Annotated in this window: 13 protein-coding genes and 1 pseudogene; 4 read left to right on the plus strand and 10 right to left on the minus strand. The window is 45.0% G+C overall.

Annotated features, from left to right (window positions below; translation table 11 throughout):
* Nucleotides 1-154: pseudogene (locus AB4180_RS21310) on the plus strand (IS4 family transposase); the annotation flags it as partial.
* Nucleotides 155-224: 70 nt separating this feature from the next.
* Here AB4180_RS21310 and pgi read toward each other — a convergent pair.
* Nucleotides 225-1,877: a glucose-6-phosphate isomerase gene (gene pgi, locus AB4180_RS21315; RefSeq protein WP_009847896.1), complete on the minus strand. Its 1,653-nt coding sequence runs from the start codon at nt 1,875-1,877 to the stop codon at nt 225-227.
* A 326-nt stretch (nt 1,878-2,203) separates the two neighbouring features.
* Between pgi and AB4180_RS21320 the strand changes: the two genes are divergently transcribed.
* On the plus strand, nt 2,204-2,623 hold the full coding sequence (locus AB4180_RS21320) for a secondary thiamine-phosphate synthase enzyme YjbQ (protein WP_017103354.1): 420 nt from the start codon (nt 2,204-2,206) through the stop codon (nt 2,621-2,623).
* Between the two features lie 119 nt (nt 2,624-2,742).
* Here the strand turns inward: AB4180_RS21320 and AB4180_RS21325 are convergent, their stop codons facing one another.
* From AB4180_RS21325 to AB4180_RS21335, 3 genes are read right to left on the minus strand one after another with little or no spacing between them, the layout of a single operon-like run.
* Nucleotides 2,743-3,948 carry a BamA/TamA family outer membrane protein gene (locus AB4180_RS21325; RefSeq protein ID WP_032500717.1) on the minus strand — a complete coding sequence of 402 codons (1,206 nt, stop codon included), beginning with the start codon at nt 3,946-3,948 and terminating at the stop codon, nt 2,743-2,745.
* Between the two features lie 36 nt (nt 3,949-3,984).
* A complete protein-coding gene (gene alr / locus AB4180_RS21330; protein WP_017097257.1) occupies nt 3,985-5,070 on the minus strand; it encodes an alanine racemase in 1,086 nt (361 codons plus the stop codon).
* A 6-nt stretch (nt 5,071-5,076) separates the two neighbouring features.
* The gene (locus tag AB4180_RS21335; protein WP_009847892.1) at nt 5,077-6,468 is read right to left on the minus strand and encodes a replicative DNA helicase; all 1,392 of its coding nucleotides are present in this window, start codon (nt 6,466-6,468) and stop codon (nt 5,077-5,079) included.
* Between the two features lie 175 nt (nt 6,469-6,643).
* On the opposite strand from AB4180_RS21335, the gene AB4180_RS21340 reads away from it, so the two are divergent.
* Nucleotides 6,644-7,534 carry a DUF481 domain-containing protein gene (locus tag AB4180_RS21340; RefSeq protein ID WP_102250408.1) on the plus strand — a complete coding sequence of 297 codons (891 nt, stop codon included), beginning with the start codon at nt 6,644-6,646 and terminating at the stop codon, nt 7,532-7,534.
* Nucleotides 7,535-7,736: 202 nt separating this feature from the next.
* Here the strand turns inward: AB4180_RS21340 and rplI are convergent, their stop codons facing one another.
* The 5 genes from rplI to rnr form a co-directional block, all read right to left on the minus strand.
* Nucleotides 7,737-8,189, minus strand: a complete 453-nt coding sequence (gene rplI / locus AB4180_RS21345) for a 50S ribosomal protein L9 (protein WP_009847890.1) — start codon at nt 8,187-8,189, stop codon at nt 7,737-7,739.
* 38 nt (nt 8,190-8,227) lie between these two features.
* Nucleotides 8,228-8,455 carry a 30S ribosomal protein S18 gene (gene rpsR, locus AB4180_RS21350; protein WP_000090472.1) on the minus strand — a complete coding sequence of 76 codons (228 nt, stop codon included), beginning with the start codon at nt 8,453-8,455 and terminating at the stop codon, nt 8,228-8,230.
* Nucleotides 8,456-8,587: 132 nt separating this feature from the next.
* The gene (gene rpsF, locus AB4180_RS21355; protein WP_004735855.1) at nt 8,588-9,001 is read right to left on the minus strand and encodes a 30S ribosomal protein S6; all 414 of its coding nucleotides are present in this window, start codon (nt 8,999-9,001) and stop codon (nt 8,588-8,590) included.
* A gap of 292 nt (nt 9,002-9,293) precedes the next feature.
* Nucleotides 9,294-10,034 (minus strand): 23S rRNA (guanosine(2251)-2'-O)-methyltransferase RlmB, encoded by a 741-nt coding sequence (rlmB, locus tag AB4180_RS21360; RefSeq protein WP_004735856.1) that lies wholly within the window; start codon nt 10,032-10,034, stop codon nt 9,294-9,296.
* A 159-nt stretch (nt 10,035-10,193) separates the two neighbouring features.
* A complete protein-coding gene (rnr, locus tag AB4180_RS21365) occupies nt 10,194-12,695 on the minus strand; it encodes a ribonuclease R (RefSeq protein WP_102250407.1) in 2,502 nt (833 codons plus the stop codon).
* A 249-nt stretch (nt 12,696-12,944) separates the two neighbouring features.
* Between rnr and AB4180_RS21370 the strand changes: the two genes are divergently transcribed.
* Complete coding sequence (locus tag AB4180_RS21370) at nt 12,945-14,354, plus strand: amidohydrolase (RefSeq protein WP_102250406.1); 1,410 nt, start codon at nt 12,945-12,947, stop codon at nt 14,352-14,354.
* A 154-nt stretch (nt 14,355-14,508) separates the two neighbouring features.
* Here the strand turns inward: AB4180_RS21370 and motX are convergent, their stop codons facing one another.
* Nucleotides 14,509-15,144, minus strand: coding sequence for a flagellar protein MotX (gene motX / locus AB4180_RS21375; protein WP_009847886.1), 636 nt, complete (start codon nt 15,142-15,144; stop codon nt 14,509-14,511).
* Nucleotides 15,145-15,398: the final 254 nt, after the last annotated feature.

Raw genomic sequence — 15,398 nt, forward strand, 5'->3', positions numbered from 1 at the left:
AGCTTTAAGCCCAGACGGAACTCTACCTGTAAAACTGAAAAGGATGAGAGACAGTTTGAGTCACTTCATTCTTCCAGATAAAAGAAAGGACCGAACGTTTCCACGTTCAGTCCTCTTTGTCCCAGCCAAATATCCGTTCAGGTTCAAGCAATAATGCTTATCCGAACGGCATTAAACCGAAAGGTTGGCGTTTACAGTTATGACTTGGTGTGACTTAAACAGTCTTAAGCTTTCAGCGCTTTAAATGCGTTGATTAGACCGTTAGTAGAGCTGTCGTGAGACGTTACTTGTGCATCGTCTGCAAGCTCTGGAAGAATTTGGTTTGCTAGTTGCTTACCAAGTTCTACGCCCCATTGGTCGAAGCTGAAGATGTTCCAGATAACGCCTTGAACGAAGATCTTGTGCTCGTACATCGCGATTAGGTTACCTAAAGAGCGAGGGTTGATTTGCTTAACAAGAATAGAGTTCGTTGGGCGGTTACCTTCAAATACTTTGAAAGGTACTAGCTCAGCAACTTCTTCAGCTGTTTTGCCAGCCGCTAGGAATTCAGCTTCTACTGTCTCTTTTGTCTTACCGAAAGCTAGCGCTTCAGTTTGAGCAAAGAAGTTAGACATTAGCTTCTGGTGGTGATCAGATGCTGGGTTGTGGCTGATAGCCGGAGCAATGAAGTCTGATGGGATCAGCTTAGTGCCTTGGTGAATCAGTTGGTAGAACGCGTGCTGACCGTTTGTACCAGGTTCACCCCAGATGATAGGGCCTGTTTGGTACTCTACTGGGTTACCTTCACGGTCAACGAATTTACCGTTAGATTCCATGTTACCTTGCTGGAAGTAAGCAGCAAAACGGTGCATGTATTGATCGTAAGGTAGGATTGCTTCTGACTCAGCGCCGTGGAAGTTGTTGTACCAAACACCAATTAACGCAAGGATCACTGGAATGTTGCTTTCAAATTCCGTTGAAGCAAAGTGGTTATCCATCTCATGTGCGCCATCGAGTAGCTCAGCGAAGTTATCGAAGCCGATAGATAGTGAGATAGAAAGACCGATCGCTGACCATAGTGAGTAACGACCGCCTACCCAATCCCAGAATTCGAACATGTTGTCAGTATCAATACCAAACTCAGCAACTGAAGCCGCGTTTGTTGATAGTGCTGCGAAGTGCTTAGCAACGTGTGCTGAATCGCCCGCTTCAGCCAAGAACCAATCACGCGCAGAGTGTGCGTTCGTCATTGTTTCTTGAGTGGTAAATGTCTTAGATGCCACTAGGAACAGTGTTGTTTCTGGGTTAAGAGGCTTAAGTGTCTCAACGATGTGAGTGCCGTCTACGTTAGAAACAAAGTGCATGTTTAGGCGAGTTTTGTATGGCGTAAGTGCTTCAGTTACCATGTATGGACCAAGGTCTGAACCGCCGATACCGATGTTGACTACATCAGTGATCTCTTTACCTGTGTAACCTTTCCACTCACCAGAAACGATACGGTGTGTGAACAATTCCATTTTTGCTAGTACTGCGTTCACTGCTGGCATTACGTCTTTGCCATCAACCATTACTGGCTTGTCGCTACGGTTACGTAACGCAGTGTGAAGAACTGAACGACCTTCAGTCTTGTTGATTGCATCACCGCCGAACATTGCTTCGATTGCAGACTTAACTTCAGTCTCGTTCGCAAGAGCAAATAGGTGCTGCATAGTTTCAGCGTCGATAAGGTTCTTAGAGTAATCCACTAAGATGTCTGAACCGAAACGAGTAGAAAAGCTCTCGAAACGCTTTGCATCTTGAGCAAATAGCTCTTTCATATCCATATCTTGAGCAGACTCAAAATGTGCAGTTAGAGCTTTCCACGCTTGTGTTTGCGTTGGGTTGATATTTTTCAACATGGTATCTATCCCGATGTTACTGTAGGTTTTATTCTAGACGTCACCAAAGTGATGAATAGAACCCCCGATTAGGCGAAAGTTTATATTTTTCTATGATGACCAAATCGCATCACCACTGAAAGATTCTTTGTAATTTTTTTTCACGACGTATTATGCCGCATATGAAGAGCGGTACCTTGAGATAAATCAGAATTAGATTTCCTGATAGAAGAATCGGTACTGACTCTAGCGCTCACATCATTAAATGTGAGCGAAACCTGATAAATTCAAGTTCAAAAGATAGCGTTAAACCACTTTTTTTCCAAATACATTATAGAGGATGGCGTATGTGGATTCAGAAGACGATACACCTACACGCACAAAAACGTGGATTTCATCTCATCACTGATGAAATTGAACAACAGATATCCGATATCCATTCACTGTCTGTTGGTTTATTACATCTATTCATTCAGCATACTTCTGCTAGCCTTACGCTAAATGAGAACGCAGACCCTACTGTCCGCGCCGATATGGAATCACACTTTAATAAGTTTGTGCCCGAACGAGCCCCCTACTACAAGCACACCTACGAAGGTGATGATGACATGCCCGCTCACATTAAAGCATCGACACTAGGCACCAGTGTGACAATTCCGATTACCAATGGGCGTTTAGCTTTGGGGACATGGCAGGGCATTTACTTAGGTGAACACCGAGATTGTGGTGGAAGCCGTACCGTTATTGCGACCATTCAAGGTGAGTAACGTTAAGTCATCAACAGTGAAATACCGCTTAACAAACATAATGGTAGAAAACAAAAAGGGTGACACAGTTATGTGTCACCCTTTAAAAATATAAGAGAGTCGAGTTGGTAAAACCAGAATTAGAAAGGCTGGTTTATCATAACCCTAAAGGTCCCTTCATCACCGCCTCGCGCTAATTCAGCACGTACAACAATGCCTTCAACCTGGAAACGAACTGCCCCGCCTAGGCTCCATTTCATGTCTGTGTGCAGTGTTTTGATATCGTACTCATCAGCAACACGCCCGACTTCAGCAAACGCCACCCACTGCCACCAAGGCAAATCGTAGTAGTTAATCAGTGGGATATCGGCCAATGGTTGCCAATCAGGAAGCACTCGATATTCCGCAGAGTAGTGAATAGCAGAACGACCGTGGTAACGGCCTCCGGTATAACCTCTTAAGCGATATAAGCCACCGAGTCGAGCTTGCTCTGTTTCCGGTGGACGAGCACAATTTTTCCCGGAACAGTTGCCCCACGTAGGCGTGTCAGCGGTATAGACATCAAATGCCACGACTTGTTGATCGAATAAGTTCCCCAAAGGACCCAATGCAAAATACTGACTGTTTTGGAATGTCCACTTCAGCCATAAGTCATCGTTAGACCAACTTTCAGCGCCGGTAGTAAACTCAAGATTGGTATGAGATCCCTTGGTTGGGTTGCGTGTGCTATCACGGTTATCCCAATCAAACGCCAAACTAAAACCTGTCGCTTGTTCGCTATTGTTTAAGCCTTCTAGCTCACGAGCCGTATAAAAAGGCGTAAAGACAATCGAACTGACACCCGACTCTAATGGGGAAGCAAAGCTCACATCTTTGATAGGTTGGAAAGCTCCTAGCAAGCCATGCTCTGCAACATTGCCCCAAGGCAGCAGATACTTAAACTCAACCTGATAGTTTTCTTCTAAGCCGTCAGCAATGGTTTTATCATCAATGGATGAATCATTATCGCCTTGAGAGCCAATGTAATACGGGTTTTCGTTAAAGCGAGCTTGGTACATCTGAGTACTGAACAATACGTTCTCAGACAGTGCGAAGTTAAAGGCTGATAAGAAACCGACGTAGCTGTCTTTATCTGAATAAAGCGCCATGCCAAACAGAGCGGCTTGAGGTTGCCAAGCACCCTTTGCGACACCAGCAACCCCAAAGGTATTACCCATGGTTTCAGTACTAAAATAGAAAGGAACAAAGGCTGAATCTTTTTCTTCACTCACAGCGGGAGAAGACAAGCTGACACCGAGTAATACCATTGCAGACATTAACCAGTGTCGAGTCGTTCGTATGAACATCATTTACTTATAGGATCCATAGTTACTTCGTATTAGCTACTTCACGTACTCCATCGCAACACGCGAAGTCAGCTTAGTGACCAGCTCGTAAGCGATAGTGCCGATATGTTCTGCGACTTCTTCTGAAGGTAAATCTTTACCCCATAATGTTGCTTCATCACCGACTTTATCTGCCGCATCAGGGCCAAGATCAACCGTTAACATGTCCATTGATACACGTCCTGCGATCGGTACTTTTCGGCCGTTAACGAATACTGGAGTGCCGTTAGGAGCAGTGCGAGGATAACCATCACCATAACCTATCGCGATCACACCAACCTTGGTATCTCGCTCACTGGTCCAGTTACCGCCATAGCCCACACTTTCACCCGCTTTAACATCACGAACGGCTATCAGGTGAGAGGTCAAAGTCATTACAGGATAAAAGCCAAGATCTTGCGCTGATTTATCAGCAAAAGGAGAAACACCGTAAGAGATAATTCCCGGGCGAACCCAATCAAGATGGCTGTCTGGCCAAGCTAATAGACCCGCAGAAGCAGCAAGTGAACGCTCACCTTCACAACCGTCGGTGAGCGATAAGAAAAGCTCGGTCTGTTCAACGGTGGTTGCTCTATCAAGTTCATCAGCACAACCGAAGTGGCTCATGTAGCGCAGAGGTTTAGCGACATTCGCACATTGATGTAAGCGCTCAACAAAGTTTTGGTATTGCTCAGGACGAGCACCTAGGCGATGCATACCACTGTCGACTTTTAGCCAAACCACAACAGGTGTTTCCAACTCTGCATTCTCTAGCGCGCTTAATTGCTCTTCGCAATGCACTACCGTTTGGATGTTATTGGTCACCAGGATGGGTAAATCGCCCGAAGAATAAAACCCCTCTAGCAACAAAATAGGTTTAACAATGCCACCAGCACGAAGCTGTAATGCTTCTTCAATACGCGCCACACCAAAAGCATCAGAGCTTTTTGAATGCTTGGCTATATGCAGTAAGCCATGTCCGTAGCCATTGGCTTTCACAACAGACATTACCTTGCAATGAGGAGCCTTCGACTTTATCTGGTTCAGGTTGTGTTCAAGCGCGTTTAAGTCAATACTCGCCGTCGCTGCTTTCATGTAAGTCATTAGTGATTACTCATCATCAAATGCAGGACCTGCATAGTTATCAAATCGGGAATGTTGACCTTGGAATGTAAGACGAACCGAACCGATCGGGCCGTTACGTTGCTTACCAAGGATGATCTCAGCGATGCCTTTCAATGAACTATCTGGGTTATAAACCTCATCACGATAGATAAACATGATTAAGTCGGCATCTTGCTCGATCGAACCTGATTCACGCAAATCCGAGTTTACTGGGCGCTTATCAGCACGCTGCTCTAGGGAACGGTTAAGCTGAGAAAGTGCCACAACTGGTACGTTGAGCTCTTTTGCTAGTGCTTTCAATGAGCGAGAAATCTCGGCGATCTCTAGAGTACGGTTATCAGATAACGAAGGTACACGCATTAATTGAAGGTAATCTATCATGATCATAGAGATGCCATCATGCTCACGAGCAATTCGTCGAGCTCGAGAACGTACTTCTGTTGGCGTTAGACCCGAGCTGTCATCGATATACATATTCTTCTTATCCATCAGAATACCCATACTCGACGAGATACGAGCCCAATCTTCATCGTCTAACTGACCGGTACGAATCTTGGTTTGGTCTACGCGAGAAAGTGATGCAAGCATACGCATCATCAGCTGTTCAGCTGGCATCTCTAGCGAGAAGATTAACACTGGCTTGTCTTGCTTCATCGCTGCGTTTTCACATAGGTTCATCGCAAACGTGGTTTTACCCATCGATGGACGCGCAGCAACAATGATTAAGTCAGAACCCTGAAGGCCTGCCGTTTTCTTATTGAGGTCGTTGAAACCCGTATCGACACCTGTCACACCATCTTGTGGCGATTTATATAAGATTTCGATACGTTCTAGCGTCTTCTCTAGAATGCTATCAACGTTTTGTGGACCTTCATTTTCACTTGCTCGGCCTTCGGCAATCGCGAAAACTTTACTCTCAGCAAGATCAACAAGTTCTTCCGATGTACGACCTTGAGGGTCATAACCAGAATCCGCAATTTCATTTGCCACACCAATCAGGCTACGCACCAATGCACGTTGTGCCACGATATCTGCATAGGCATTGATGTTTGCCGCACTTGGCGTATTTTTCGCTAGGTCAGCAAGGTAAGCAAAGCCACCCACTTCTTCAAGTTGCTCACGCAGCTCTAAATGTTCAGAGAGTGTAATAAGATCCAGAGGAGAGCTTTCTTCAAGGATATCCTTTACCGCTTCAAAGATCAGACGGTGAGGACGGCTATAAAAGTCTTTGGCCACAACCTTTTCGGCCACCGTATCCCAGCGTTCGTTATCCAATAACAAACCGCCAATAACAGATTGCTCAGCTTCTAATGAATGTGGCGGGACCTTGATGGCGTCCACCTGATCGTTGGCTGATTTCTGACTTTTGGTATCCACTATGACTACACTCAATAACTAATAATGATCGTTCATTATACCCAAGAACATCCGTTTGTAATCCGATCCTATGAGTTTGTTTTATTCTTCAGCAAGAATTTACCTATTGCTGACGGAATTAACCAAAGGTAGCATTACGATCCTTCCATTCATTCACTGTATAACTGAGGTATGCGTGTCCAAATTATTGGCTCTGAGCACTGGTCTTCTAAGCTCTAGTCTTCTAAGCATCGGTCTCCTGAGCACTCCGTCGGCCTTAGCGGATGATGCTAAAGCCTCTGTTGATGCAATCCTCGACTCGATAGTGGTAGCAGAACCTGCTGCTGAGCCGATCGTCGTTGCACCGACACCTGAAGAAAAAGATATGGATATCGCACCGAGTGATTCAGAACTGCCGAACCCACTGAATACTGAAGTCGAATTTGGATATCAGTCGCATACTGGTAATTCTGATTCTCGATCGCTGAATGCACGCCTGAACGGTGAGTACACGGCTGGCCGTCATAGAACCAGTGGCGAATGGAAATATTACAATCTCTACAAAGATGGCGAAGAAGATAAAAGGCAATCGACATATTCTGCTCAGAGTGACTACAAGTTAAGTCCGAAAACCTACCTCTATGGCAGCTTTAAAGGGGTCGATTCACGATACAGTGCTTATTTTAAGGACTACACCGTTTCTAGCGGTCTAGGTTATCAGTTTTCGAATACAGAAGAGTTTGTGTTGGAGGTCGAAGTGGGGCCGGGTTTTCGTTACCAAGAGCCTAATCTCGATGAATTAGACGACGATGACATCATCTTCCCAGAGATCGTTGAAGAAGCGATTTTCCGTGGCAATGTAAATACATCATGGCAGGTATTGAAAAATTTGAAGCTCAAAGCCGATGTGACGTTGGTGTCTGGCCACAGCAACCTAAAATTTGATACTGAATTAGAAGCCATCAACGATATTACCGACAATATCGCACTAAAAATTGCTCACTCTCGACAGTACCACGACAAGGTACCTGAAGGGTTGAACAAAGAAGATTCTGTACTGTCTGTAAATCTACTTTTTCAATTCTAAATTTGAGAGCGGGTATAACGGTGTATCGATAAAGAACACCCTCGTTTTTTACTATATAAGCCCCCCTCCTCTCTAGTGCTTTCTACTCCTGCAATCGTCGCTGTTCCAAAAAGCTTAAAACTCATATTGCAGACATAAAAAAACACCAGCCGAAGCTGGTGTTTAAAACTTTCAAAAGAAAGAATTCGTCTTGGTACTGAAATTACTCAGCTGCAACGATAGCGATTTTCGCAGTAGCAAAAACTTCAGAGTGAAGTTGGATGCTTACTTCGAATTCGCCGATGTTACGTAGAGCGCCTTCAGGTAGGCGTACTTCGCTCTTAGCTACTGCAACACCTGCCGCTGTAATAGCGTCAGCGATGTCACGAGTACCGATAGAACCGAATAGTTTACCTTCGTCACCAGCTTTAGAAGCGATTGTAACGCCTTCTAGAGTGTTAACGCTCTCAGCGCGAGCTTCTGAAGCAGCTAGTTGCTCAGCAACTTTAGCTTCTAGTTCTGCACGACGAGTTTCGAACATAGCAACGTTGTCTTTAGTTGCCATAACTGCTTTACCCTGTGGGATAAGGAAGTTACGAGCGTAACCAGATTTAACGTTTACTTGGTCGCCAAGGCCACCTAGGTTACCGATCTTATCAAGTAGAATAACTTGCATTATCTTAGTCCTCTTAAACTATTATTAACTATTACCGATTACTGATGCTTGTCAGTGTACGGTAGTAGTGCTAGGTAACGAGAACGCTTGATAGCGCGAGCTAGCTGACGTTGGTATTTAGCACTTGTACCAGTGATACGGCTAGGTACAATTTTACCAGCTTCAGTGATGTAGTTTTTTAGAGTTGCTACGTCTTTGTAGTCAATCTCTTGTACGCCTTCTGCAGTAAAACGGCAGAATTTACGACGACGGAAGAAACGAGCCATGGGCTATCTCCTGATCTAAATTTAATAATGCGGTACTCACACGAACTTATAAATAAGTCTAAGCAAATGCTTGTAGTGAGAATACCTAAACGAGTTGAATAAAATTTAATGACCTAAAAGGCCAAAAAAGAATTACTCAGCAGCAGCTTCTGGCTTAGCTTCTTCTTCACGACGTGGTGCACGTTCTTCACGGTCATCACGACGAGGAGCACGCTCTGCACGCTCTTCTTTTTGCTTAAGCATGATAGATTGCTCAGTCACAGCGCCTTTAGTGCGCATGATCATGTTACGTAGAACTGCATCGTTAAAACGGAAAGCAGTTTCTAGCTCGTCCATCACTTCTTGGCCAGCTTCAACGTTCATAAGAACGTAGTGAGCTTTGTGAAGTTTGTTGATTGGGTAAGCCATTTGACGGCGGCCCCAGTCTTCTAGACGGTGGATAGTACCACCAGCTTCAGTGATTGAACCAGTGTAACGCTCGATCATGCCAGCAACTTGCTCGCTTTGATCAGGGTGAACCATGAATACGATTTCATAATGACGCATTTGGTTGCTCCTTACGGATTATTAGCTTCCACGAAAGGCTCGGTCGTCCAAGGGAAGCAAGGAACTAAAGAAAAATGACCGAGTTTTAAGGACGGCAAATATTATAGAAAGAACCCGGTATTGGCAAGCGGTATTTGGCTAATAATGAAACAGTTTTTCTGTCGCCATCTAGCCATCCGACAAACCGATGGCTTTTGCTATAACAGCCTAAAAAGAAACGCTCACCAACAAGAGGCGAGCGTTAATAAATTCATAGACTTAGGGTCATTTTGCCTTTTGACTCAGCTTAACCCTATTGAGCTAGGCGCTGACGTACCGCTTCGAACAGACAGATGCCTGATGCTACCGAAACGTTTAGGCTTGACACGCTGCCTGACATTGGAATCTTAATTAGGTCATCACAGGTTTCACGCGTTAAACGACGCATCCCGTCACCTTCTGCACCCATAACTACCGCAAGAGGACCCGTTAGCTTCGCTTGATAGATATCATGCGTTGCTTCACCTGCGGTACCCACGAACCATACACCCTGCTCTTGCAGTGCACGCATTGTACGAGCTAGGTTGGTTACGCGTACTAGAGGAACGGTTTCAGCTGCGCCACAAGCAACCTTACTTACGGTTGCCGTTAGCGGCGAAGAGCGGTCTTTCGGTACGATAACAGCAGCAACACCCGCGGCATCCGCATTACGCAGACAAGCACCTAGGTTATGAGGGTCTGTTACGCCGTCTAGAACCAACAGCAGAGGCTGTTCGTGCTGCGCAAGGATATCGTCTAGGTGAGTTTCATTAAGCTGCTTAGCAGGCTTCACCTTAGCAATAAGACCTTGGTGATTCGCACCTTGTGCTTTTTCATCAAGCGGCTTACGACCCATTTGTTGAATCGATACGCCAAATTGCTGCAATTGATTCAGTAATGGAAGCAGGCGATCGTCTTGACGCCCTTTCAGTACATAGGCTTCGATAAAACGTGCTGGATCTTTTTCTAGTACGGCTTTCACCGCGTGAATACCGTAAATAAATTCGTTACTCATTGTCTCTGGTTACTCTTATTGCTCAGAGGTGAATGTCATCAAACCCGATGCACCCATCTCTGTATTGTTTATTTCGAGAGCATGCATCTTCCGCCTGATACTCTCGCATTTAAATTCGTTAGACGTTTAAGCCCTACTCGTCACTGTAATGAAGATAGCTTAAGACTTATCAGCCTTTGGCTTACGGCTTGCTGCACGCTTTTTCTTTGCACGAGCTTTAGCAGCACCAGTTTTATTCGCTGGCTTTTTCTTCTTAGCTGAGCTTTCGCTACTTCCATCAGGTCGTTTAGTTGGTTCAACCAAAGGCTTCGCTGCTACACCTGGCTTATTACTCTTCATCGCTGAACGCTTCTTGCTTTTCGCCTTTTTCATCGCTTCAGCAGCACGCTTCTTGGCTGTTTTACCTTTACCACGCGGCTGACGATCGGTGTCTTCTAAATCAAAGTCGATTTGACGAGTTTCTAAGTTAACTGCCGAAACCTTCACTTTAACCGAGTCACCCAAGCGGTAGATATTGCCTGAACTTTCACCAACCAGACGCTGACCAACAGCATCAAATTGGTAGTAGTCATTCGCTAGCGCTGAGATATGTACCAGACCATCGATGTGCAGTTCCGTTAGACGCACAAAGAAGCCGAAGCCAGTTACGTTGGCAATCACGCCATCCATCACTTCGCCAACATGGTCTTGCATGTATTCACATTTCAGCCAGTCGTTCACTTCACGTGTAGCGTCATCAGCACGACGCTCAGTCATTGAACACTGTTCGCCGTAGAAATCCATATCATCGAAAGTGTAATGGTAACCACCGGTTGGCGTCCAACGTTCGCTGTTACGGCCTTCTTCTTTCGCAATAAGGTACTTAATCGCACGGTGCAATAGCAAATCTGGGTAACGACGAATTGGCGAGGTAAAGTGAGCATAGCGTTTAAGAGCTAGACCAAAGTGACCCGCGTTATCCGCGTTGTATACCGCTTGCTTCATTGAGCGCAGCAGCATAGTTTGGATTAATTCACGATCTTCACGTTCGTTAATCTGCTGCATCAGTTGTGCATAATCTACCGGAGATGGCGACAGGCCACCTTCCAGCGTTAAACCTAATTCACTTAAGAAACTCTTAAAGCCCATTAAGCGCTCTTCACCCGGAGTATCGTGAACACGGTACAGCGCAGGCTCTTTTGCTTTTTCTACATAAGATGCCGATGCGATATTCGCAAGAATCATACATTCTTCGATGATCTTGTGTGCATCGTTACGGATTACTGGCTCAATACGGTCAATCTTACGATCCGCATTGAAGATAAACTTAGTTTCTACCGTTTCAAATTCAATCGCACCACGTTCGTCACGCGTTTTCTTAAGCACCTTGTACATCTTATGAAGCTCTTCAAGATGTGGTACTTCTGGTTCGTAACGTTCACGTAATTCTTCATTGCCATCTAAGATCGCGCCTACTTTGTTATAAGTAAGACGAGCATGAGAATTCATGACTGCTTCGTAGTGCTTGTAGCCTGACAGTTTACCTTTGTCTGAGATAGTCATCTCACACACCATACACAAACGGTCGACTTGAGGGTTCAATGAACACAAACCATTTGAAAGTACTTCTGGCAGCATTGGGACAACTTGTGACGGAAAGTATACCGAGTTACCACGGTTAATCGCTTCTTTGTCTAGCGCTGTCTCTGGGCGAACGTAGTAACTTACGTCAGCAATCGCTACCCATAGGCGCCAGCCGCCGCCTTTCTTCGCTTCACAGTAAACCGCATCATCGAAGTCACGCGCATCTTCACCATCGATAGTAACCAATGGCAATTTACGCAGATCAACACGTCCTTCTTTTGCTTCTTCAGGAACATGCTCACCAAGATTTTCGATTTGCTTATCTACCGCTTCAGGCCACTCTTGTGGGATCTGGTGAGTACGGATCGCAATCTGCGTTTCCATACCCGGAGCCATATTCTCACCAAGAACTTCGGTCACTTTACCCATCATGTTACGAGAACGACCACCACGGTCCGTAATTTCAATCACAACCACATTACCCATTCGAGCACCGCCTTTATGCTCAGTTGGGATCTGGATGTCGTGACTGATACGCGAATCATCAGCAACCACATAAGAATGGCCGTACTCTAGGAAGAAGCGACCAACAAGTGGCGTTTTACGCTCTTCAAGCACACGAACCAAACGGCCTTCACGACGGCCACGCTTACTGTTGTCAGTAGGCTGAACCAATACGTAATCACCGTGCATGATAGTTTTCATCTGATGATGCGGCAGCACGATATCATTGTCTTTACCCACACTGCCGTCTGGGCGTACCCAACCATGACCGTCTTTATGACCAATCACAAAGCCTTTAATCAATTCCATCTTCTCAGGCAATGCGTAACACTGACGACGGGTAAAGATAAGCTGTCCATCACGTTCCATTGCACGTAAACGACGACGCAGCCCTTCATATTGTTCCTCTCCAGCCAAACCCAAAGCTTCGAATAGATCGTTGCGGTTCATAGGAATATTCGCGTCTGTTAGAAACGAAATAATGAACTCACGGCTTGGTACTGGGTTTTCGTAATTTTTCGACTCTCGGTCGGCAAAAGGATCAACAGTGGTTGTCGCTGTCGTGTTTTCTGACATTGGTGTGTTTTTTGACATAGGCGGGCCTGCTTAAGCAAGGAAGGTATATTACCCCTAGTATATCTGATGCTAGAGGTAAGCTACAGATATGCTTTGGAAAAGCCTAAAATAACCTAAGATTGATACATATCTTCACTTTGTGAAACATCACTTCATAGACGCGGGCAATCATCAAAATTTCAAGCAAACGATAAAACAAACGTTTGCGCCATGAATGAAATACACTATTATCCACACACTTTACCAACACCTGTTCTGAGTACTGATATGAAACTAAAACGCACCCTATTGGCTTCAGCGATGGCAAGCCTAGCTCTATTTCCATTTGCGAGTTCAGCAATGGAAAAAGCTGACCTGATGATAACCGATGCCATGGTTCTAACCATGAACCAAGAAAAAACGGTTTACGAGAGCGGCACTGTTGTGGTCAAAGACAACAAAATCATTGCGGTTGGCGATGCTTCACTAGAGAAGCAGTACCAAGCTAAACAAGTGCTAGACGTTGATGGCGATATCGTAATGCCAGGTCTCATCAATACTCATACTCACGTATCCATGACGGTTTTCCGTTCGTTGGCCGATGATGTGCCTGATCGCTTGCACCGCTACATCTTCCCACTTGAAGCTAAGTTAGTGTCTCGCGATATGGTTCGTATAGGCGCTAACCTTGGTAACGTTGAAATGGTAAAAGGTGGCGTAACTACTTACGCTGATATGTACTACTTTGAAGACGAAGTCGCTAAAACTGTTGATAAAATTGGTATGCGCGCAGTATTAGGCGAAACAGTAATCAAATTCCCAGTGGCTGATGCAGCAAACGCGGAAGAAGGTATTAAATACGCTTTAAACTTTATTGAAGAATATAAAGATCACCCGCGTATTACGCCTGCATTTGCTCCTCACGCCCCTTACACAAACACAACCGAAGTCCTTCAAAAAGTAGCAAAGCTTTCTCTAGAACTTGATGTTCCAGTAATGATTCACTTAGCTGAATCTCATCGTGAAGAAGAAAAAATTGCAAAACGAGCTGAAGGTTTATCTCCGGTTCAATACATGGACAGCATTGGTGCACTAAACAAAAACTTAGTTGGCGCACACATGATCCTAGTAGACGATCATGATATCGAGCTAGTGAAAAAATCAGATATGGGCGTAGCTCACAACATGAGTGCCAACATCAAGTCAGCAAAAGGCGTGTCACCTGCGCTTAAGATGTATGACAAAAATGTACGTATCGGTTTAGGTACTGATGGCCCAATGTCTGGTAACACATTGAGCACCATTGATGAGTTCAACCAAGTCGCTAAGGTTCACAAATTGGTGAATAAAGATCGTGCTGCAATGCCGCCGATCAAAGTGATCGACATGGCAACAATGGGCGCAGCAAAAGCACTACACATGGAAGATAAGATCGGCTCTCTTGAAGCAGGCAAGCTAGCCGACATCATAGTGATCGACACCAAGGCTCCAAACATGGTTCCTGTGTACAACCCATACTCTGCATTAGTTTACTCAGCTAACTCGGGGAACGTTCGTCACACCATCGTTGATGGCAAGATCATCATGCAAGATCGCGACATGCTAACGGTCGATGAAGATCAAATTCGCCAAGAAGCACTCGATTTCACCAAAGTCGTTCGTAAGACGGTAATTGAATCTGGTGAAGTTGTTCAGTAACGTCATCGAATGAAATAAACGGCTTTCCGTTCAGATCAAAAAAGGCCTCATAGGTATTTACCTATGAGGCCTTTTTATATCGATATCTTTCTCGATCAAGATAGATGGTTAAAGAGTGCAGTCGTTAACCATCAACCTTAATTAATAATTGTAATTACCAGAACACGTCTCGACGTTTTGCTCGAGCGATAATGTTGTCTGGCATTCTCCGCTCTAAACCGCTTCGAAGCACAGTTATACGCTTATGTTGCCTTTGATCCGCAGTCACCGAGTTGTATAACCAGCGATAAGCATCTTCATAATCTAACGGGCTACCGTAATCACGTAGCAAGAGTTCCGCTAAGTGGATACTTGCACTTAAGTTACCCATCGAGGCGGCTTCACGTAAATACGGGATCGCACGCTCTTTGTCTTGCTGCACCAAAGTGCCAAGAGAATAATAACGTCCTAACTGCTCGAGTGCCGCTGGTAAACCTTGATGTGCTGCGTTTTCCATATAGTAAAGACCAAGCTCTACATCTTGCGGAACACACACACCCCAAGCCAGCATATCACCGTATAAAAACTCATAAGAAGGCAAGCTAATACGTGTTGCACGAGCAACGATATCTTCAACTAACTGGCACTTATCAGCTTTCACTCGCTCTAGGTGTTGATTATTCTCAATTAAATTAATCAGTTCAGCTTCTGTATATATTGGAACGGGCTCTCCCACATCAGCCAAATCTGCATGACTCAAGGGTGAGCTCAGCGCCACTATCAATGAAGCTGCTACAATTCGTAGCTTCATACCTGCACTCTATTATCTGTCGTTAAAGCTATCTATTGAGGGCAGCAGACGATTTCTGCACGCACCAAAATAGGGTGAACTTCACTTTCCATGATATCTGTATCGGCAATAACCTTGACGGCTTTAGACAAAACTTGCCGCTAATGGGCAATATTTTGCCATATGGCGTTCAAAAGATCATCACGAACGGCTTCGTTTTCAAATTGCAGGTATTAAAAAGCCGACTTAATAAAGTCTAATGCCGATCGTTTAAG

This window comes from Vibrio sp. 10N.286.49.C3, from assembly GCF_041469545.1.
GTDB classification, from domain to species: Bacteria; Pseudomonadota; Gammaproteobacteria; order Enterobacterales; family Vibrionaceae; genus Vibrio; species Vibrio tasmaniensis_A.